Origin of the sequence: Bradyrhizobium sp. CB82, from assembly GCF_029714405.1 — a bacterium.
Taxonomy (GTDB): Bacteria; Pseudomonadota; Alphaproteobacteria; order Rhizobiales; family Xanthobacteraceae; genus Bradyrhizobium.
Window position 1 is genome coordinate 2,877,533 of sequence record NZ_CP121650.1, and the last position, 19,867, is coordinate 2,897,399.

Annotated in this window: 17 protein-coding genes and 1 pseudogene; 9 read left to right on the top strand and 9 right to left on the bottom strand. The window is 65.1% G+C overall.

The features are described from left to right. Positions 1-82: 82 nt before the first annotated feature. Positions 83-649, bottom strand: a complete 567-nt coding sequence (locus QA640_RS13825; RefSeq protein ID WP_283041193.1) for a DUF892 family protein — start codon at positions 647-649, stop codon at positions 83-85. Positions 650-834: 185 nt separating this feature from the next. Between QA640_RS13825 and QA640_RS13830 the strand changes: the two genes are divergently transcribed. The 3 genes from QA640_RS13830 to QA640_RS13840 all read left to right on the top strand — a co-directional run bounded on the left by QA640_RS13830 (position 835) and on the right by QA640_RS13840 (position 4,194). Continuing rightward, complete coding sequence (locus tag QA640_RS13830) at positions 835-1,101, top strand: MarC family protein (protein WP_283041194.1); 267 nt, start codon at positions 835-837, stop codon at positions 1,099-1,101. A 229-nt stretch (positions 1,102-1,330) separates the two neighbouring features. Then, positions 1,331-3,142, top strand: coding sequence for a chloride channel protein (locus QA640_RS13835; RefSeq protein ID WP_283041195.1), 1,812 nt, complete (start codon positions 1,331-1,333; stop codon positions 3,140-3,142). A gap of 224 nt (positions 3,143-3,366) precedes the next feature. Continuing rightward, positions 3,367-4,194, top strand: a complete 828-nt coding sequence (locus QA640_RS13840; protein WP_283041196.1) for a hypothetical protein — start codon at positions 3,367-3,369, stop codon at positions 4,192-4,194. Between the two features lie 49 nt (positions 4,195-4,243). Here QA640_RS13840 and QA640_RS13845 read toward each other — a convergent pair. Both QA640_RS13845 and QA640_RS13850 read right to left on the bottom strand, forming a co-directional pair. Beyond that, positions 4,244-5,413 (bottom strand): annotated as a pseudogene (locus QA640_RS13845) (MFS transporter). An 86-nt stretch (positions 5,414-5,499) separates the two neighbouring features. Further along, positions 5,500-5,757 (bottom strand): DUF2798 domain-containing protein, encoded by a 258-nt coding sequence (locus QA640_RS13850; protein ID WP_283041197.1) that lies wholly within the window; start codon positions 5,755-5,757, stop codon positions 5,500-5,502. A 300-nt stretch (positions 5,758-6,057) separates the two neighbouring features. On the opposite strand from QA640_RS13850, the gene QA640_RS13855 reads away from it, so the two are divergent. The 5 genes from QA640_RS13855 to uraD all read left to right on the top strand — a co-directional run bounded on the left by QA640_RS13855 (position 6,058) and on the right by uraD (position 9,645). Next, positions 6,058-6,447, top strand: coding sequence for a hypothetical protein (locus tag QA640_RS13855; protein WP_283041198.1), 390 nt, complete (start codon positions 6,058-6,060; stop codon positions 6,445-6,447). Between the two features lie 586 nt (positions 6,448-7,033). Beyond that, positions 7,034-7,303, top strand: a complete 270-nt coding sequence (locus QA640_RS13860) for a hypothetical protein (RefSeq protein WP_283041199.1) — start codon at positions 7,034-7,036, stop codon at positions 7,301-7,303. Between the two features lie 92 nt (positions 7,304-7,395). Then, positions 7,396-7,809, top strand: a complete 414-nt coding sequence (locus tag QA640_RS13865) for a DUF3830 family protein (protein WP_027528380.1) — start codon at positions 7,396-7,398, stop codon at positions 7,807-7,809. Between the two features lies 1 nt (position 7,810). Then, positions 7,811-8,746: an allantoinase PuuE gene (puuE, locus tag QA640_RS13870; RefSeq protein ID WP_283041200.1), complete on the top strand. Its 936-nt coding sequence runs from the start codon at positions 7,811-7,813 to the stop codon at positions 8,744-8,746. Between the two features lie 11 nt (positions 8,747-8,757). Next, positions 8,758-9,645, top strand: coding sequence for a 2-oxo-4-hydroxy-4-carboxy-5-ureidoimidazoline decarboxylase (gene uraD / locus QA640_RS13875; protein ID WP_283041201.1), 888 nt, complete (start codon positions 8,758-8,760; stop codon positions 9,643-9,645). Here uraD and QA640_RS13880 read toward each other — a convergent pair. Both QA640_RS13880 and QA640_RS13885 read right to left on the bottom strand, forming a co-directional pair. Continuing rightward, positions 9,642-12,368 (bottom strand): molybdopterin cofactor-binding domain-containing protein, encoded by a 2,727-nt coding sequence (locus QA640_RS13880; protein ID WP_283041202.1) that lies wholly within the window; start codon positions 12,366-12,368, stop codon positions 9,642-9,644. The two genes, uraD and QA640_RS13880, sit on opposite strands and share 4 nt — an antisense overlap. After that, positions 12,365-13,192, bottom strand: a complete 828-nt coding sequence (locus QA640_RS13885) for an FAD binding domain-containing protein (RefSeq protein ID WP_283041203.1) — start codon at positions 13,190-13,192, stop codon at positions 12,365-12,367. Before QA640_RS13885 ends, QA640_RS13880 begins: the two co-directional genes overlap by 4 nt. Before the next feature lie 139 nt (positions 13,193-13,331). On the opposite strand from QA640_RS13885, the gene QA640_RS13890 reads away from it, so the two are divergent. Continuing rightward, on the top strand, positions 13,332-14,678 hold the full coding sequence (locus QA640_RS13890) for an 8-oxoguanine deaminase (protein WP_283041204.1): 1,347 nt from the start codon (positions 13,332-13,334) through the stop codon (positions 14,676-14,678). 110 nt (positions 14,679-14,788) lie between these two features. On the opposite strand, the gene QA640_RS13895 is transcribed toward QA640_RS13890, so the two are convergent. The 4 genes from QA640_RS13895 to QA640_RS13910 all read right to left on the bottom strand — a co-directional run bounded on the left by QA640_RS13895 (position 14,789) and on the right by QA640_RS13910 (position 19,491). Continuing rightward, complete coding sequence (locus tag QA640_RS13895) at positions 14,789-15,865, bottom strand: BMP family ABC transporter substrate-binding protein (protein ID WP_283041205.1); 1,077 nt, start codon at positions 15,863-15,865, stop codon at positions 14,789-14,791. 75 nt (positions 15,866-15,940) lie between these two features. Continuing rightward, positions 15,941-16,858 (bottom strand): ABC transporter permease, encoded by a 918-nt coding sequence (locus QA640_RS13900; protein WP_283041206.1) that lies wholly within the window; start codon positions 16,856-16,858, stop codon positions 15,941-15,943. After that, the gene (locus QA640_RS13905) at positions 16,845-17,936 is read right to left on the bottom strand and encodes an ABC transporter permease (RefSeq protein WP_283041207.1); all 1,092 of its coding nucleotides are present in this window, start codon (positions 17,934-17,936) and stop codon (positions 16,845-16,847) included. The genes QA640_RS13900 and QA640_RS13905 overlap by 14 nt, the downstream gene beginning before the upstream one ends. Next, on the bottom strand, positions 17,920-19,491 hold the full coding sequence (locus QA640_RS13910; RefSeq protein ID WP_283041208.1) for an ABC transporter ATP-binding protein: 1,572 nt from the start codon (positions 19,489-19,491) through the stop codon (positions 17,920-17,922). Before QA640_RS13910 ends, QA640_RS13905 begins: the two co-directional genes overlap by 17 nt. Positions 19,492-19,867: the final 376 nt, after the last annotated feature.

Here is a 19,867-nt window from a genome sequence, read left to right on the forward strand (position 1 = left end):
GCTGCCCGACAAAGCGCTTCGGCGCCGTGGCATCGCGCGCACGGCGCCGTCAATTGCCGTTTTGCCCGGTTGCGTGCGGCCTCTAGGCCGCCGCCCGGTACTGCTCTTCGGCCTCGAGATTGATGACGGAGGTCGCGAGCTCAGTCAGGGTGCGATCGGTCGCTTCCTCTTCGTCCAGCGTTTCCTGGAGCAGGCGTGCCGCGTCCTGCATGCCAAGTTCCTCGGCCCAGGTGCGCAGCGTGCCGTAGCGGGAGATCTCGTAATGCTCGACGGCTTGGGCCGCCGCGAGCAGGCCAGCATCAAGCGCCGGCGCGCCCTTGAACTCCTTCATGATCTCGGCGCCTTCGTCGGCGATGCCGTTGATGGCTTCGCACGGCTTGCCGCGCGCCGGCTTGCCCAGCATCTTGAACACCTGGTCGAGGCGCTTCACCTGGCCCTGCGTCTCCTTGAGGTGCTTGTTGAAGGCGGCGGTGAGGTCCTTCGATTGCGCGGCCTTCGCCATCTTCGGCAATGTCTTGATGATCTTGTTCTCGGCGAAATAGATGTCCTTCAGCGTTGCCAGAAACAGGTCGTTCAGAGTCTTCGGCGCCCGGCGCGCGCGCCGCGCCGTCGATGTCTTGGTTGCTCGTTTCTTTGCTCGCTTGGCCATGTGTCCTCCTCTCGAGGCCGATCGGAAGGCGTCACCTTCCGTAATCCTCTCGCGATCAAGACGCGGCGAGGACAAATGTTCCTCGTAAGGAGGGCCGGGAGCCGTTATGGAGGGCGTCAGCGCTACACTATCGAAGAGACGGCCACCATGCCTCCGACGTCGCGGTGTTTCCGCTCGCGATTCCCATGATGGCCGGTCCCGGCGCGATCGCGACCACGCTGCCGCTCTCGGGCGACGCCGGCAACGCCGCCCGGCTCGGCATCAACATCGCGATCATCCTCCTGGTCTGCCTGCTCTGCATGATCTGCTTTGCCGCCTCGACCCTGATCGCGCGCACGCTGGGGCCGGACTGGCAATGCGGAGCTCTCGCGCCTGCTCGGCATCCTGCTTGCGGCCTATTCGGTGCAGTTCGTGCTGAACGGCATGCCGCGGTCCGCGCCAACCTGTCGTGAACTCCTCAAATGAGATCAATGCGTTGATTTTATTGTAATTTTCGCACACCTCCCGGACCGGGCATATCACCTTCCGCAATGTCGTCCGCTTTCTCTTGCGCAGCCTCATGGCTTTGACGTAACTCGGGTCGATGAGAGCGCGGAACGCGCGCATCGCCAGGATGCCGATCCTATGACAACACAGCGCATGGCCGGCGATGGCATGGCCGAAGAATAGAAGAGCTTGCCGGTGTTTGCGCGGATCAGGCACATCGTCGATCGCAAGAGATCGAACAAGGGGTCGAACAAGGCGTCGAGCCGGATGCTGGTCCGCATCCGCGCCCTCCTGCGCAGCAATGAATTCTACCTGATCCCGCTCGCGCTTCTGATCGGCACCGCCGCCGGCGTCGTCGTGACGCTGATGGCCGAGATCGCGCAGATCGCCCACGTCCTGATCTTCGGCATTCCGGTCGACGTGCGGCTGTCCGCGAACGCCTATGTCAGCCCGTGGGCGGCGCTGAGCGCGCCCGCCCTTGGCGGCCTGGCGCTCGGCATGATGGAATGGTCGCGGCGGCGGCTGAAGATCTCCAGCGCCGTCGACCCGATCGAGGCCAACGCGCTGCGTGGCGGCAATCTGTCCCTGCGCGACAGCGTGGTGGTCTCGAGCCAGACGCTGATCTCCAACGGCTGCGGCGCCTCCGTCGGCCTCGAGGCCGGCTATACCCAGATCGGCTCCGGCATCGCCTCGCTGCTCGGCCAGTTCCTCAACCTCCGGCGCAACGATCTCCGCCTGATCGTCGGCTGCGGGTCTGCGGCGGCGATTGCAGCCGCCTTCGGCGCACCGATCACCGGCGCGTTCTATGCCTGCGAGCTGATCGTCGGCGTCTATGCGGTCGGCAGCGCCGCGCCGATCCTGGCAGCCTCGCTCGCCGGCGCGCTGACCGCGCAGTGGCTCGGCGGCGCGCCGTACTCCCTCGAAATCCCGAAGGTCAGCTCGGTCGGCATCGAGCAATATCTGGCGCTGATCGGGCTCGCGCTCGTGACCGGCGGCGTCGGCATCGCAGTGATGCGCTCCTCGTCGATGTTCGAGCGGTTGTTCACCTGGCTTCCGGTCTGGCTCCGCCCGGTGCTCGGCGGCCTCATCGTCGGGGCGTTCGCGATCGCGACACCGCAGGTGCTGGCGGCGGGACACGGCGCCATGGTGCTCGACCTGCACCACGATATGACGATCAACCTGATCGCGCTGATCATTGCCCTCAAGCTGACGGCCTGCCTGATTTCGCTGGCATCAGGCTTCCGCGGCGGCCTGTTCTTCGCCTCGCTGTTCGTCGGCAGCCTGATCGGAAAATTCTTCGCGGCCGTGCTCTTGCTGATCAGCCCCAGCTTCGCGATCGACCCGCTGGTCGCGATGCTCACGGGCATGGCCACGCTCGGGGTCGCCATCGTCGGCGGTCCCCTGACGATGTCGTTCCTGGTGCTGGAGATGACGCGCAATGTCGACGTCACCGCCGTGGTGCTGGCAGGCTGCATCGTAACCTCGATCTGCGTGCGCTTCATGTTCGGCCATTCGTTCTCGACCTGGCGCCTGCATCTGCGCGGCGAGACCATCCGCAGTGCCAACGACGTCGGCTGGCTGCGCAACCTGACGGTCGAGCGGATGATGCGCAGCGACGTCGGCAAGGTGCCATCCTCGACGACGATCGCGGCCACAAGGCGCGAATTTGCGCTGGGCTCGCGACCGGGCATCGTCGTCGTCAACAACGCTGACGAATATGTCGGTCTCGTCATGCTGCCCGACCTGTTCTCCAGCGACCTCGACACCATCGCCGACGACATCCAGGTGATCGAGCTCGCCCGCTACACCGACATCGTGCTGATCCCGGAAATGAACGTGAAGAGCGCGATGGCGGTGTTCGACGAGGCGGAGGCGGAGATGCTGGCCGTGGTCGAATCCGCCGACAGCCGCAAGGTGATTGGCTTTCTCACCGAGACCTTCGCCCGTCGCCGCTATGTCGAGGAGATCGACAAGGCCACGCGCGGCGTGCTGGGGGCGTTGTCATAGTCGCACAGCGGTATCAGGGGAGGGGAGCCTGCGGCGCTCTCCTCGACCCGGCCTCACACTTTCCATGATGGGGTCTTGCTTTGGACAAACCGCGTCGGCGATCATCAGCCGGGCGGAAATGCGACGGACGCCCTTGGGGCGACATTGGGCTGGGGCAAGGAGCGCCAATGAGTGCCGTGATGAAGTCGACAGAAATAGAACCGCGTCATGTCCTGTCCGCGCGCATGGACGAAGAGCTCACGCACACCTATGAGAAGATCAGAAGCGTGGATGAAGAGATCGCGCGCGCCAGCGAGCAGCTTTCCAGGCTGGAGCGCGATGACGCGCGCAATCGACCGCCGCGCAGCCGCCCGCCGCGCGGCGGGCCGGCGCTCCGCGGCCTCGTCGGCCTGGTGCTCGCAGCGGGCATCTGTGCTGCTGCCCTGATCTCGCAATCGTCGTACGGCGATACGGTCAAGCAGATGATCGCCGGCTTGGTGCCGCTGCGCGCCGCGCTGTCATCGCAGTTGCAGGAAGAACCGGCGCCCGCTGCTCAGCCGAGCCCAAACGCGCAGCTGGCCCAGGCCGAGCCGGCGTCGCTACAACCGGCGCCTGCCGTTCAGGCCGTCCCGGAGCCGGTCGCGCCCACCGCCACCACGCTGCCTCCGCAGGTGACGGAACTGCTCGAGAAGATGGCGAGCGATCTCGCCAATGTGCAGCAGGGCATCGAGCAGCTCAAGGCGAGCCAGGCGCAATTGAAGGCGAACCAGGAGCAAATGTCCCTGGACAACCTCAAGGTTGCCGACGAATTGAAAGCGAGCCAGGAGCAAATCGCGCGTCTTGTCGCTAAAGCGCCTGACAACAAGGCGCCGGTCGATGGGCCTGACAAGACGGCCGGAAAGACGGGGCACCAGGCGTCCGATCCCGACACGCGTCCCAAGACGGCAGCCGCCGCCGTGCCTCCACCGCGCCCGGCTGCGGCGTCGTCACGCAAGCCGGCTCAGGCCGCTCCCGCGTCGCATGCGGCGGTGCGACGGTCGGCTCCGGTGCAGCTGGAGTCCGCACAGCAATAGTTGTCGGTGCGGCCTCTCACAGCCCCCGCACGTTCGTCCGTGGCCGATCTCACTCCAGCCGGTCGACCTGGCGCAGGATCGGGAACAGCTTCATCCACAACAGTGCCACCGCGATGGTGCCGATGCCGCCAAGCAGCGCGGCCGGCATCGCGCCGAGCAGGACAGCGACCATGCCGCTCTCGAACTCGCCGAGTTGGTTCGAGGCGTTGATGAAGAGGAAGTTGACGGCACCGACGCGGCCGCGCATTGGATCGGGGGTGGCGAGCTGCACCAGCGCGACGCGGACGATGACGCTGATGGTGTCGGCCGCGCCCATGGCCATCAGCGCAGCGATCGACAGCCACACGGCTTGCGACAGCGCGAAGACGATGGTGGCAAGTCCGAATGCAATCACCGCCTGGAACATCCGCAGGCCCGCGTGGCGCGCGATCGGATGGCGCGCGATCACTGCCGTCATCAGAAGCGCGCCGACAGCGGGCGTTGCCCGCATCATGCCGAGCGCCCACGGGCCGGCATGCAGGATGTCCTTGGCATAGATCGGCAGCAGCGCGGTCGCACCGCCGAGCAGCACGGCGAACAGATCGAGCGAGATCGTGCCGAGGATCGCGGGATTGCCGCGCACGAACGCAAGGCCTGCAAACAATTCAGCGAGGTTCGGCGGCTCGGAGTCGGCGGGACGCTGGAGCTGGATCGCGCCGACGAGCACCACGGCCAGCAGCGAGCATAGTGCCATAACGCCATAAGCCGCGCCCGGCGCGAGCGCGTAGGCGAAGCCGCCGAGGGCGGGACCCGCGATCGTCGCGAACTGCCGGGTGCCGGTCGCCATGGCGGTCGCGCGTTGCAGCATGCCGTCCGGTGCGACGCCTGACAGCAGCGTGGAGGAGGCTGGACTTTCGAAGGCGCCGGCGAACCCGAGGATGGCAAGGACTACGAAGATCTCCGGCGCCGTCACAGATCCCGCGAACGTGCGTATTCCGAGTCAGGCTGCAGCCAGGGCCTGCATGACCTGGCAAAGTTGAACGATGCGGCGGCGGTCGTAGCGATCGGCCGCGTGCCCTGCGACGAAGACAAGAACAGCGCTCGGAATGAACTGCACGAGGCCCGCCATGCCGAGATAGAAGGCGCTGCCTGTCAGCTCATAGATTTGCCATCCCACGACGACGGTGGCGATGTTGTGAGCAAATTCCGACAGCGTGCTGGAGCCGATATAGAGCAGCAGCGGGCGATGTTTGGTCGGAGGTCATTTGATCCAAACTCATGCGAGGTGAAGTCAGGGATGGCGGGCGCAGTCGCCATCCCTGCCGGTTAGCGGGGCGAGTCCGCGGAGGAGGCGACCACGAAGGCGACGATCCGGCGGACCAGTGGCAGGACCATCAGCAGCGTCGGAAAGGCGACGAGCCACGACAGTCCCCAGGCCGCTGGCCACGTCGCCAGGAAGAGAGAGGTTGGTCCGAGGCTCTTCAGTGTCGAGATGATCGACACCACGGCCGTCATGAGGATGGAAAGCACCAATGGCATGATAACAGGCGCATAGCGCGCCGGCAGTTTGCGAACCGCAATCATCTGATCTCTTTGGGAAAAGGACGCGTCAGTCACGTTGAACCCTGAAAAATGCATCGATCCCGACCGCGTCGGTTGATGCGTTGGTTCACGTGAAACGCTTACGGCGCCGTAGATCAGCGCGCCGGTTTCATAACGGCTTCCTTGAAATCGATCAAGCCGGATTTGCCCGGGAAGGTTTACAATCGTTCAAATCGGCGCGGCGGATTGCCGCGATCGGGCAACCGCATCGCTGGGTTGTGGGTTATCCATCGTTTGCATATCTGCAATTCGGTTCTTTGAGCACGAACAGAGGAAGCTCAGATGACGGATCAAGCCATGATGTCCTTGCGAAGCAGAAGCGTCCTGGTGGCCACGCTTGCTGGTCTCGCACTCGTCGCGGCGTCAGTGGTCTCCTCGGCTGCGGCGTCACCCACGTCACGTCCGAAGGCTGGCGCGGTTGCCTCAGCTTCCGCCGGCGCGACCGACTTCAGCGCCGCGCGGCGCCGCTATTACCGCCGCGGACCGAGCGCCGCAGGCCTCGCTTTCATGGGTGCAGCGACCGGATTGATCGCCGGCGCGATCGCCGAGCAGCGCCGCCAGGAGTATTACGAGAATCGCTATTATTACGGCCCGGGCGGCTATTACAGTCCCGGCTATTACGGCGGCGGGCCCTACTACGACGGCCCACGCTACTATTACCAGCCGTACTGAGCCCTGCGGGCAAAGCGCGCCGTCCGAATGCGAAGGCGTGTCCGCAGCTGAGATGCGGTCGGGGTGGACGTCTCCCCGTCAGTCGTCCTGGCACAAGCCAGGACGACTGTTGCATTCTCTCACCGCCCCGCAGGCGCCGAGAGCGCGCCAGTCGAGTAGCGCCACCAGTCCAGTTCCCTCGGTTCGGTCGGCCAAGCAGCGGCGTTGGAGTCGCGGAATGACTGGTTGGCCGGAGCAGGGGCCTTGCGGGCGTGGTGCCGCTGGTTCGCCGATGCCGTCTGGACCGTGAGGGCCGCAATCAACGTCGCGGCCAAGGTGGCCAGTGTTGTCGTTCGCATCATCATCTCCCTTGATCATTCTGGCTTGGCGACACCTTGGGTCGTTGGAGTGAAACGTCTCGTGCCGGCGCCGCAGTCCTTGTAGATAGCAATGCGCCCTGCCTGACATCACGGTTTCGGCCTTCAACGAAGCGGCGAGCCGAAATTTTGGTCGGAGCCAAAAATTCGGCGATCGTAGCCGCGCGCCCGATAGACTCGCCGCAGGCGATCCGGTTGAATGGGACGAGCTGATGTGTCGAGCCACAACGATGTGGAAGTATTTGCTGCTTCTTGCCCTGGTGACCTCGCCGGCAATGGCGCAGGTCAAGCCGACGCCGAAGACCACGGCGGCCCGCCCGGATCCCTGCTTCCCGATCGGGCGCACCGCGGACGGCAAGCTGGTCTATTCCATGAAATGCGAGAATCTTCCGGCGCCCCCGCCCCAGGCGGAACTGAATGAGACGCCTCCGCCCGCCGCCGAGCCGGAGGCCGAGAAGCGGCGGAGCGGCATTTTCGGCTGGTCCTATGACCGCAGGTGAGACGCACCACCACTTGCGCTCATCCCGCCGGAATGCTCTTTGCTCTAAGAGTTCCCATGGGGGGCCGAGGCCCTCCCACCTAGAGAGATGAGATGAGCAAACTCGTTATCCGCGCCGGCGATTTCACCTTCGATGCCCGCTTCGAGGAGCAACTGGCGCCGAAGACCGTCGCCGCATTCCGTAAAGCCATGCCGTTCGAAAGCCACATTATCCATGTGCGCTGGAGCGGTGAGGGCGTGTGGATGCCGCTCGGCGACCTCGATTTCGGCGTCGGCTACGAGAACCACACCAGCTATCCCGCGCCGGGCCAGATCATTCTCTATCCCGGTGGCATCAGCGAGACCGAGATCCTGCTCGCCTATGGCGGCGTGCACTTCGCGAGCAAGATGGGCCAGCTCGCCGGCAACCATTTCATCACGCTGACGTCGGGTCTGGAGAATCTGGCGACCCTGGGCAAGAGCGTTCTGTGGAAGGGCGCCCTGCCGATCCGCTTCGAGGAAGTCTGATTTGTCGGAGCCCCGCTATCCCCGTGATCTTCGCGGCTATGGCCGCAACCCGCCGCATCCGCATTGGCCGGGCGGAGCCCGGGTCGCGGTGCAGTTCGTCGTCAATTTCGAGGAGGGCGGCGAGAACAACATCTTGCACGGTGACCGTGCCTCGGAAGCGTTCTTGTCCGACGTGCTGGGCGCACAGCCCTGGCCGGGCCAGCGCCATGCCAACATCGAATCGATGTTCGAATATGGCTCGCGCGCCGGCTTCTGGCGGCTGTGGCGGATGTTCACGATGCGCAAATGGCCGACCACCGTGTTCGGCGTTGCCACCGCGCTGAAACGCAATCCGGAAATCGTCGCCGCGATGCATGAGGCGGGCTGGGACATCGCGAGCCACAGCCTGAAATGGATCGAGCACAAGGACATGACCGAGGTGCAGGAACGCGCCGAGATCACCGAGGCCATCCGCGTGCATACCGAAGCGACCGGCTCTCGGCCGCTCGGCTGGTACACCGGCCGCTCCTCGATCAATACCAACAGGCTGCTGATGGAGGAGGGCGGCTTCCTCTATCTTTGCGATTCCTATGCCGACGATCTGCCCTATTGGATCAAGGGCGCGGGCCGCAAGCAGCTCATCATCCCCTATACGCTCGACAACAACGACATGCGCTTCATCAACGCGCAGGGCTTTGCGGAAGGCGAGCAGTTCTTCACTTATCTCAAGGACGCGTTCGATGTGCTCTATGCCGAAGGCGAGAGCGCGCCGAAGATGATGTCGGTGGGCCTGCATTGCCGCCTGGTCGGCCGTCCCGGCCGCGCGGCGGGACTGATGCGCTTCCTCGACTATATCGGGAAGCACGAGCGCGTCTGGGTGCCGACGCGATTGCAGATCGCGCATCACTGGCGCGACAATCTCGCCCATCTCGCCGACGACGCATTCGAGATCATGTGAGGCGGACGGCGATGTCGCAATTGTCGTTGTCCGCTCTCAACGCTGCTAGCAAGACCGATTTCGTCGCGGCGCTCGCCAATGTCTTCGAGCACTCGCCATGGATTGCCGAACGCATCGCAGACCAGCGGCCGTTCGCCGGCGTCAATCAGTTGTTCGCGGCGATGACGGCGGCGGTCGAAAGTGCTGTAGCGGAGTTGCGGTTGGCGCTGATCAAGGCGCATCCCGATCTCGCCGACAAGACGCAGCGCGCGGCAGGACTCACTGCGGACTCCAACGCCGAGCAGAGTAGCGTCGGGCTCGACCGGCTATCGGACGCGGAGTACGCCGCATTCGAGCGCGTCAACAACGCTTATCGTTCAAAATTCGGCATCCCCTATATCGTCTGCGTCCGCCGCCATACCAAGGATTCGATCCTACGCGATTTCGAGCAGCGACTGCCGAACGATGCTGAGACCGAGATGCGGCGGTCGATCGCGGAGATCTGCCGCATCGCCGCGTTGCGGCTCAATCAGCTCGTCGCCGCCGAAGATCGCTTGAACGTGCACGGCCGGCTCTCGACCCACGTGCTGGACAATCACAGCGGCAAGCCTGCGCCCGGCATCGCGGTCGAGCTTGTCGAGCTTGCCGCACTCGGCGAGAGCCGCATCATCACGCGTGCCGTGACCAACCATGACGGTCGCACAGACCAGCCGCTGATCGGCGGGCGGCCCTTGCCGATCGGCCGCTACGAGCTCCGCTTCAGCGTCGGCAAATATTTCGCCGAACGTGGCGTGCCGATGTCGGACCCGCCGTTCCTCGACGAAGTTCCCTTGCGCTTTTCGATCGCCGAGCCGGAGGGCCACTACCACGTGCCGTTGCTGGTCACGCCCTGGAGCTATGCGACCTATCGTGGGAGCTAGCCGCCGAATTTCTCGTGCAGCGCCGGGAATAGCCGGTCCGGCTTGAACGGCGTCGAGGTGAAGCGGATGCCGGTGGCGTCGGCAATGGCGTTGCCGAGCGCGGCGGCGACGGGATTGTAAGGGCTCTCGCTCATCGACTTCGCGCCCATCGGTCCGATCGTGTCGGAGGTTTCTGCGAAAAGCACCTCGGTGCGCGGCACATCGGCGAAGGAGGGCAGGTGATAGTCGCGGAATTTGGCATTGATGACGCGGCCATTCGTGTCGATTACCATCTCCTCAAAGATCGCGGCTCCCAAAGCCTGCGCTACGCCGCCCTCGACCTGGCCACGGCATTGCATGGGATTGGCGACGACCCCGGCGTCGGCTGCTTGCACGCTCCTGAGGATCTTCAACTCGCCGGTGGCCCTGTTCACCGCCACGCGAAAGCCGTGCACGTTGAATGCCACCGAGCGCGGCGTGCCCTGTGAGTTGCCGCTCGCACTGAGCTGCTTGCCGTCTTCGCGCGCGCTCCGCGCCAGTTCTGCAAAGGACATCCGCCTGACGCCGCAGACGACGGCATCGCTTTCGATCGTGCAGGCCGCTGCGTCGCAGAGCCACGCGCCGGCCGCAGCGGCCATCAGCTCACGCGCCAGAGCCTCGGCCGCCGCGTGCGTGGCCTTGCCGGCGACAAAAACGCCGGCGCTGCCATAGGCTCCCGTGTCGTGGCCGCCATGCGCGGTGTCGGATTGCTTGAGGCGGATGTTGTCGACGGTGGTCGCGAGCGCGGTGGCCGCGATCTGCCGGTGCACCGTGCTGGTGCCGTTGCCGAACTCGGCGGTGCCGACCGTGAGCTCGAAACTGCCGTCGTCGTTGAGCGCGATCATCGCGTCCGCGATGTGTCCGGCCGGCGGCACCGTGTCGATCATGGTCAGTGCGATGCCCTCGCCAAGCAGCCAGTCCGCCGACAAATCCGGTTGCGGCGCGTCCGCCTGCATCGCGCGCTCGACGAGGTCGAGACACTGGTCGAGCCCGTAGGAACCATAGGAGACGTCGTGATACTCCGACGGCGTCGGCGCCAGCATGGGATCGCCGGGCCTGACGACGTTGCGGCGACGGATGTCGTACGGGTTGACGCCGAGCTGCTTCGCCAGCTCGTCGATCGCAGCTTCCACCGCCACCAGCGCCTGCGGCAGGCCATAGCCGCGAAACGCGCCCGCGGGCACCGTGTTGGTGTAGACCGCGACGGCGTCGACCTTCTTGTTCGGGCAGTTGTATACGCTGATCGACTCTGCCACCGCATGGAACAGCACGGGGCCGGCGTGATTGCCATAGGCGCCTGTGTTGGAGAGCACGTCGAGCTGGAGTGCGGTCAGCTTGCCGGCCGCATCGGCGCCGGCCTTGATGTGGACGCGCATCGGGTGCCGCGTCGAGGTCGCGATGAACTGCTCTTCGCGCGTCAGCTCGAGCTTGACCGGCCGCCCCGTCTTCAGCGCGGCGAGCGCCAAAATGTCCTCGACGAACATCTCCTGCTTGCCGCCAAAGCCACCGCCGACGCGCTCGCAGAACACGCGCACCTTGTCCATGGGCAGAGCGAAAATGTCCGACAGCGCGCGCCGCGTCAGGAACGGCACCTGCGTGGAGGAGCGGACGTTGAGCACGCCGGACGGATCGAGCCAGGCAAGCCCGCCATGCGTTTCGAGCGCGGCATGCTGAACGCGCTGGGTCGTGAAAGTGCCTTGATAGGTGACGGCTGAAGCCGCAAGTGCCGCCGCGACGTCGCCCAACTCGCCATGCGTTTCCGCGACGATGTTGCACTTTGCGTTGGCGATGCGATGTTCGCTGCCGCGGTCGGGATGGATGACCGGTGCGCCCGGCGCCATCGCCTGCTCGGGATCGACCACGGCGGGAAGAATGTCGTAGGTGACCTTCAGGCGCCGGCACGCTTCCTCCGCGGCGGCCTCAGTCTCCGCCGCGACGGCGGCGACCTTCTGGCCGATGAAGCGGACGACATCATCGAGGACGCGCGTGTCCTCCGGATCCATCCAGTCCTTCTCGTGCCGCGCGGTCGAGAACAACCGGTCGGGCACGTCCTCACGGGTCAGCACCGCGTGGACGCCAGGAACGCTCAAAGCGGCCGTCTTGTCGATCGCGACGATCCTCGCATGCGGATGCGGCGAACGCACGAGCTTGACGTGGAGCAGGCCGTCAATCGCGGTGTCGAAGGTATAGCGCGCATTGCCGCGCACGATGTCGGGGCCGGCGGGCGCGGGAAGGCTGCGGCCGAACGCGCCGCCGGCCTCGACGCCATCGTCGATATCGGTCTTGCCGTCGAGCGCGTCCTCGATCGCACGATAGCCGGTGCAGCGGCAGATGTTGCCCTTCAGCGCCGCGCCGAGATCGGTGCGCTGCGCCTGGTTCAGCGACGCGCAGGTCAGGATCATGCCGGCGGTGCAGAAGCCGCACTGGAATCCTTGCGCGTCGAGGAAGGCCTGCTGCATCGGATGCGTGCCGCCATCGCCTCCAAGTCCTTCGATGGTGGTGATCGCGCGGCCCTCGGCGCGGAAGGCCGGGATCAGGCAGCTATGTACGGGCTCGCCGTCGAGCAGCACTGTGCAGGCCCCGCAATCGCCGGCGTCGCAACCCTTCTTGACGCCGAAATGGCCGAGCTCGCGCAGGAAGGTCCGCAGGCATTGGCCCGCGCGCGGCGCTTGCGAAAACGGCTTGCCGTTGATCTCGAAGCTCATGGCCGCGCCGTGTCGAGCAATTCGCGACGGATCTCCTCGGCAAGGTGTCGCGTCATGTGCTTGCGCCAGAACGGCTTGCCGTGCACGTCGTCGTGGTAGAGGCTGTCGGTGATCTCGAGCGCGATGGCTGCGCGCAACGCGTTCGCATCGGGCGGCTTTGGAAAGGACAATCGGATGGGGCGCACGGTCGATGCAGTCACCGTCAGGTTCAGCGCGCCATCGCCATCGAGACTGCCGATCAACAGCGCCGCGGAGCGGCCGACCGGCGTCAGCGAGATCTGGCGGAAAGCCGAACGGCGCTTCAGCGCCGCGAGGGGGATATCGATTTGCCGCAACAGATCGCCGGGCGTCAGGCGATTGCGCTGGTTGCCGGTGACGAAGTCGAGGACCGGAAGCTTCTGTTCGCCGCCGCCGGTCTTCCAGATCGTGCAGACACCATCGAGCGCTGACGTCAGCGAGATCATCGGACCCGCCGGCAGCGACATGCAGAGATTGCCGCCGATCGTCGCCGTCTTCCAGATCTTGAACGAGGCGAGGAACGCGCGGCAGCATTGGTTGATCAGCGGCGCAGCCAGCCACTCGGGCGGACAAGCGAGCGCATCGAGCTCTGCGACGGTGCAGGTGGCCGCGATCGTCAGATGGGTGTCGGTGATGGTCAGTGCCGGCCATTTCAGGTCGGCGAGATCGATCAGGCGGGACAGGTGGACCTGCGGCTCCGAGAACAGCCAGGTTCCGCCCGCGAGCCAAGCGTCACCTGCCGTCCAAACGGGCAGTTGTGCGCGGCTCTGCGGATGGGCCACCGACGTGATGGTATTTAAGTCCATGAGTGCGCCAACGCCCTGAATCGGATCGATCGCTCGAAACGAGTCTTGCAAGTCCGGAGCCAAGTCGCAACAAGGATGCAAGCGGCTGGCCTTCGCCTTGCAGGCGAAAATGCCTGCCGACGTCAGGAGAAACGGGATCATGGATAACGCAAAGTCGGTCTGGATCAAGGATCCGCTCGCCATCCTCGCCGACGGTGCCGGGCGCGGCATCGTGGTGCAGGATGGGCGGATCGTCGAGCTTGTGCCCGCCGGCGGCGAGCCAGCAGCGGACGCCGCGATCTTCGAGGCGGGCGAGCATGTCGTGCTGCCCGGGCTCATCAATACGCACCACCACTTCTACCAGACGCTGACCCGCGCGCTGCCGGCGGCGATGGACCGTGAGCTGTTTCCCTGGCTCAAGGCGCTCTATCCGGTCTGGGCGCGGATGACGCCGGAGGCGCTCCAGCTCGGTGTTACCGTGGCGATGTCGGAGCTGTTGCTGTCGGGCTGCACCACCACGACGGACCATCACTACGTCTTCCCTGCGGGTCTGGAAGACGCCGTCGACATCGAGGTCGCCGTTGCCAAGCGGCTTGGCGTCCGCGTGCTGCTCACGCGCGGCTCGATGAACCTGTCGGAGCGCGACGGCGGCCTGCCGCCTGATAGCGTGGTGCAGGACGAGGACACGATTCTCGCGGACAGCGCGCGGGTGGTCGCAAAACATCACCAGCGCGGTACGGATGCGATGGTGCAGATCGCGCTGGCACCGTGCTCACCATTTTCGGTGACGACGTCCTTGATGCGCGCCACCGCCGATCTCGCCGACAGGCTCGATGTCCGCCTGCATACCCATCTCGCCGAGACCGAGGACGAGAACAGGTTCTGCGAGCAGATGTATGGCTGCCGCCCGCTGGACTATCTCGAGCAATGCGGCTGGCTCAATGCGCGCACCTGGCTCGCTCACGGCATCTTCTTCAATGCCGACGAGATGAAGCGGCTGGGCAAGGCCAAGACCACCATCAGCCATTGCGCGTGCAGCAACCAGCTTCTCGCGTCCGGCTGCTGTCCGGTCTGCGACATGGAGGAGGCCGGCGTCGGCATCGGCCTCGGGGTCGACGGCTCGGCCTCCAACGATGCGTCCAATCTGATGCAGGAAGTGCGCTCCGCGTTCCTGCTGCAGCGGGCGCGCTATGGCGTGACGAGGATCAGCCACAAGGACGCACTGCGTTGGGCCACCAAGGGCTCGGCCGCCTGCGTCGGCCGTCCCGAGCTCGGCGAGATCGCGCTCGGCAAGGCCGCCGACCTTGCGCTGTATAAGGTCGATGAATTGCGCTTCTCGGGCCACGGCGATCCGATTGCGGCGGTCGTGCTCTGCGGCGCGCATCGGGCCGATCGGGTGATGGTCGCGGGCAAATGGGCCGTGGTCGACGGGACGATCCCGGGCCTGGACGTCGCCGATCTGATCCGCCGCCACAGCGCTGTGGCCCGCACGATGCAGGCAGGGTAGGCGGGCAGGATAGAGAAGAGGGGGCAACCACCATTGCCGGGTATTGGTAGCTACCCCCTCCCGACCTCCTCCGGGAGGGAGCAGGTGATTTTAGCGATGCAAGAAGCGTGCTACTTGCCCGGCACCTTATCGTCGATGCCCTTGACGTAGAAGTTCATGCCGAGGATCTGGCCGTCATCGAGGTGATCGCCGCCCTTGCATTCGACTTCCTTGCCGTCCTGCCCGACGACCGGGCACTTGAACGGATGCAGCTTGCCGGCGATGATCGCGGCCTGGGCATCCTCCGCGATTTTTTTCACGTCGTCGGGCATGTTGGTATAGGGCGCCATCGCGAACATGTGGCTGTCGAGCCCGCCCCAGGTGTCCTCGGACTTCCAGGTGCCGTCGAGCTCAGCCTTGACGCGCGCGATGTAGTAGGGGCCCCAGGTGTCGAGGATCGAGGTGAGCTGGGCCTTGGGCCCGAACTTGATCATCTCGGAATCCTGACCGAAGGCCAGCTTGCCGCGCTCGGCCGCGATTTGCATCGCCGCCGGCGAGTCCGTGTGCTGCATGATCACGTCAGCACCCTGGTCGAGCAGCGCCTTGGCGGCGTCGGCTTCCTTGCCCGGATCGAACCACGAGTTCACCCAGATGATCTTGACCTTGATGTTCGGATTGATGGTCTGCGCCGCGAGGATCGTCGCGTTGATGCCGGAGATGACCTCCGGAATCGGCACCGAGCCGACATAGCCGAGCACCCCGGACTTCGACATCTTGGCCGCGATCAGGCCCTGGATATAGCGGCCCTGATACCACTTCGACGAATAGGTCGACATGTTCTTGTCGCGCTTGTAGCCGGTGGCGTGCTCGAAATGCACGTTCGGATACTTCTTGGCGACTTTCAGCGTCGGGTCCATGTAGCCGAACGACGTCGTGAAGATCAGCTTGTTGCCGGCGCGAACAAGCTGCTCGATGGAGCGCTCGGCGTCGGGACCTTCGGGGACGTTTTCGAGATAGGTGGTCTCGATCTTGTCGCCGAGCTCCTTCACGAGCTCCTGGCGGGCCAGGTCATGTTGATAGGTCCAGCCGAGGTCGCCAATCGGGCCCAGGTAGATGAAACCGACCTTCAGCTTGTCGGCGGCGGAGGCCGCACCAAGGCTGCCGGCCACCAAGAGCCCTGCAGCTGCTGCCAGAAGTGTTTTCTTCATCATCAATCTCCAAACAGTCGGGGAAAGCCACAATCCGCAACGTGCGCGCCCCATCGCGCACGTCGCGGAAATCCATCAACGATCCGGCACGAACACGGTGCCGAGCGCGGCCGGCGCGGTGGAGCCGCCGGTGCGCGCGCGTGACAGCAGCACCAGGACGATCACCGTCGCCAGATACGGCAGTGCCGACATGAATTGCGAGGGAATGCCGATGCCCCAGCCCTGCGCGTGCAGTTGCAGGATCGTCACCGCGCCGAACAGGTAAGCACCGACGACGAGCCGCCCCGGTCGCCACGACGAGAACACGACGAGCGCCAGTGCGATCCAGCCGCGGCCCGCAGTCATGCCGGGGATGAAGAACGGCGTATAGGCGAGCGGTAGATAGGCGCCGGCAAGTCCGGCACAGGCGCCGCCAAACATCACCGCAAGGGTGCGGATGCGCAGCACCGGATAGCCCAGCGCATGCGCTGAGACGTGGTTGTCGCCGCAGGCGCGCAGGATCAAACCGGCGCGCGTTCGGTACAGGAACCGCCAGGCGCCGACGATCAGCGCGATCGAGAGATAAACGAAGGCGTCCTCGCCAAAGACGACTCGGCCGATCAGCGGGATGTCGGTGAGGATGGGGATATTGAGATGCGGTGCCGGCGCGATGCGCTCGCCAACGAAGCTCGCGCCGATTAGACCGGAGAGGCCGACGCCGAGGATGGTCAGTGCGAGCCCGGTCGCAACCTGATTGACTGCTAGCCCGAGCGCCATCAGCGCGAAGACCAGCGACATCAGCGTGCCCGCGGCGATGCCGCAGAGCGCGCCGACGAAGACCGAGCCCGTGAGCCACGCGCCCGCAAAGCCGCAGGCCGCGCCCATGATCATCATGCCCTCGACGCCGAGGTTGAGAACGCCTGAGCGCTCGGTCACGAGCTCGCCCGTCGCCGCGATCAGCAGCGGCGTCGAAGCGGCAAGCACCGACAGGATGATGGCTTCAACCAGTTCCACGGGCCACCTGACGGTTCGGGAAGATCAGCCGGAAGCGGTACAGGATCAGGGAATCGCAGGCGAGCACGTAGAACAGCAAAATGCCCTGAAAAACCTTGGTGACATCCAGCGGGATCTTCATTGCGATCTGGGCCTGCTCGCCGCCGATGAAGGTCAATGCGAGGAAAAGGCCTGCAACCAATATTCCAATCGGATTCAAGCGGCCGAGGAAGGCGACGATGATGGCGGTAAAACCGTATCCGGGCGAGATGCCGGGTTGCAGATGCCCAACGGGGCCCGCGACCTCGATGATGCCGGCAAGGCCCGCAAGCGCGCCCGAGACGGCGAAGGTCAGGATGATCAGCTGGTTGGCGTTGAAGCCGCCGAACCGCGCCGCGCGCGGCGCAGCGCCGACCACGCGAATCTCGAACCCCTTGATGGTTCGTCCGAGCAGCACCGCCGCCGCCGCGACGACCAGGAGGGCGATGATCGAGCCGAGATGAAGCCGCCCGCCTTCGATCAGCACCGGGACCGTCGCCACGGGATCGAACTCCGCCGTGGTCGGGAAATTGAAACCGTGTGGATCGCGCCAGGGGCCACGCACGAGATAGTCGAGAAAGAGGTCGGCGACATAGACCAGCATCAGGCTGGTCAGGATTTCGCTGGCGCCGAACTTCACCTTGCAGATCGCCGGGATCAGGGCGTACAGCGCGCCCGCGATCGCGCCGAGCAACAGCATGACCGGCAGCACCCAGGCGCCGGCGTCCGTGCCCTGCGTCTTCACCGCGATCCAGCTTCCGGCGACCGCGCCAATCAGGAATTGGCCTTCGGCCCCAATGTTCCAGGCATTGGCGAGATAGCAGAGCGACAGCCCGATCGCGATCATCGCCAGCGGCGTGGCTTTCACCGCGATCTCCTGGAGCGAGTAGCCATCCGTCAGGGGCGCGATGAAATAGGCCTGTAGCGCGAGCAGTGGATTCTTTCCGAGGATCGCGAACAAGACACTCATGGTCACGATCGTGAGGCCGATCGCGATCAGCGGCGAGACCAGCGCGATCGTGTTGGAGCGCTCGGCGCGCTTCTCAAGCACGAGCTGCATGCGCGACCTCCCTCTGGTCCAGGCTGCTGCCGCCCATCAACAGGCCCAGCTTTTCGCGTGTCGCTTCGCCGGCTGCGAGCGGCGCCGACAGCCGGCCGTGGAACATCACCGCGATACGGTCGGCGATTTCAGCGAGCTCGTCGAGATCCTGGCTCGTCACCAGCACGGCCGCGCCACCGGCGGCGAGATCCAGGAGCGCCTGGCGGATGACGGCGGCCGCGCCCGCGTCCACGCCCCAAGTCGGCTGGCTGACCACCAGCACGGCCGGGTTGCGCAGGATCTCGCGGCCGACGATGAATTTTTGCAAGTTGCCGCCGGAGAGGCTGGCCGCTTCCGGATCGCGCTTGGCCTTGCGCACGTCGAAGGTCTCGGTCGCCTTGTCGACGGTCTTCAACGTGGCCGCCGTATCAATGAAGCCGTGCCTGACCATGCCGCTTGCGGCGTGGCCCGTCAGCAGTGCGTTTTCCGACAGTCGCATGCGCGGCGCGGTGCCATGGCCGAGCCGCTCCTCGGGGACAAAAGCCGCGCCCAGCTTGCGGCGCTGGGTGATCGACAAATGTCCGGCGGCGATGCCTTCGATCACCACCGTGCCGGGATCCTTCGACAGCCGCTCGCCCGACAAGGCTGCGAAGAGTTCGTCCTGGCCGTTGCCGGCGACGCCCGCGATGCCCAGGATCTCACCGCCCTTGAGCTCGAGCGAGATGTGCTCGAGCCGCACGCCGTGCGGCTCGTCAGGCGCGAGCGTGAGATCGTTGACGACGAGCCGCGGCACGGTGGTCTGCCGGCCGGCTGCGGCCTTGACCTCCTTAATCTCGCCGCCCACCATCATGCGGGCGAGAGAGGCTGCCGTCTCCTGCCGCGGATTGCAGGTTGCGACCTTCTCGCCGGCCCGCAGGATGGTGGCGGTGTCGCACAGCCGCTTCACCTCCTCGAGCTTGTGGCTGATGTAGAGGACCGCGCGGCCCTCAGCCTTCAGCCGTTCGAGCACGATGAAGAGCTGGTCGGCTTCCTGCGGCGTCAGCACGGCGGTCGGCTCGTCCAGGATCAGGAATTTGGGATCTTGCATCAAGGCACGCACGATCTCGATGCGCTGCCGCTCGCCGACCGACAATTGCCAGACCTCGCGCCTGGGATCGAGCGGCAGGCCGTAGGTCTTCGAGACCTGCTCCAGCCGCGCCGACATGTCCTTGAAGGACTCGCTGCCGTCGAGCCCGAGCGCGACGTTCTCGGCGACGGTGAGATTCTCGAACAGCGAGAAATGCTGAAACACCATGCCGATGCCGCGGCTGCGGGCTTCCGACGGGCCGGACAGCGCGATCCTTTCGCCTTTCCAGCGAATTTCGCCGGCGCTTGGCTGGATCAGGCCGTAGATCGCCTTGACCAGCGTCGACTTGCCGGCGCCGTTCTCGCCGAGCAGAGCGTGGATCTCCCTGGGAAATATATCAATGTCGATCGACGCGTTGGCGAGGAAGTCGCCGTAGCGCTTGGTGAGCCCGATCGTCTGGAGCAGCGGTAGCTCCCCGGTATGCAGGCTGTTGGGCATCGCGTCTGACATTCGTGGGTCGGGTAAAGTGCCTCTGCCTCAATAGTGGGCTAGTTTGATCCGCCGCGTAAGTAGCGAAAAAACGTCATGCCTTGCTCAACGCTTCGGCAAACGAGAGGATTCGCCGTCCATTTGCGATTCTCGAGCGGCAGTTTTAGCGAGTCCGTAGTTGTGCGGTAAGTGTTTGTTGCAAATTTGTGACGGTTCAAGCCAAATCGGAACCGCCTATGCAGGCTTGACGACAACTTGGGCAAACCAACGCTTTCGCCTCGTATGCTTTGCGCCGGCACCGTGACGCCGCGGGTTCGGGCTCAGCGTGTCGTTTTGTGCCGGGCACAAAAGGCAAATAAAAACAACCGGGAAAATCTGGCAGGGCCTGCGCAACGTG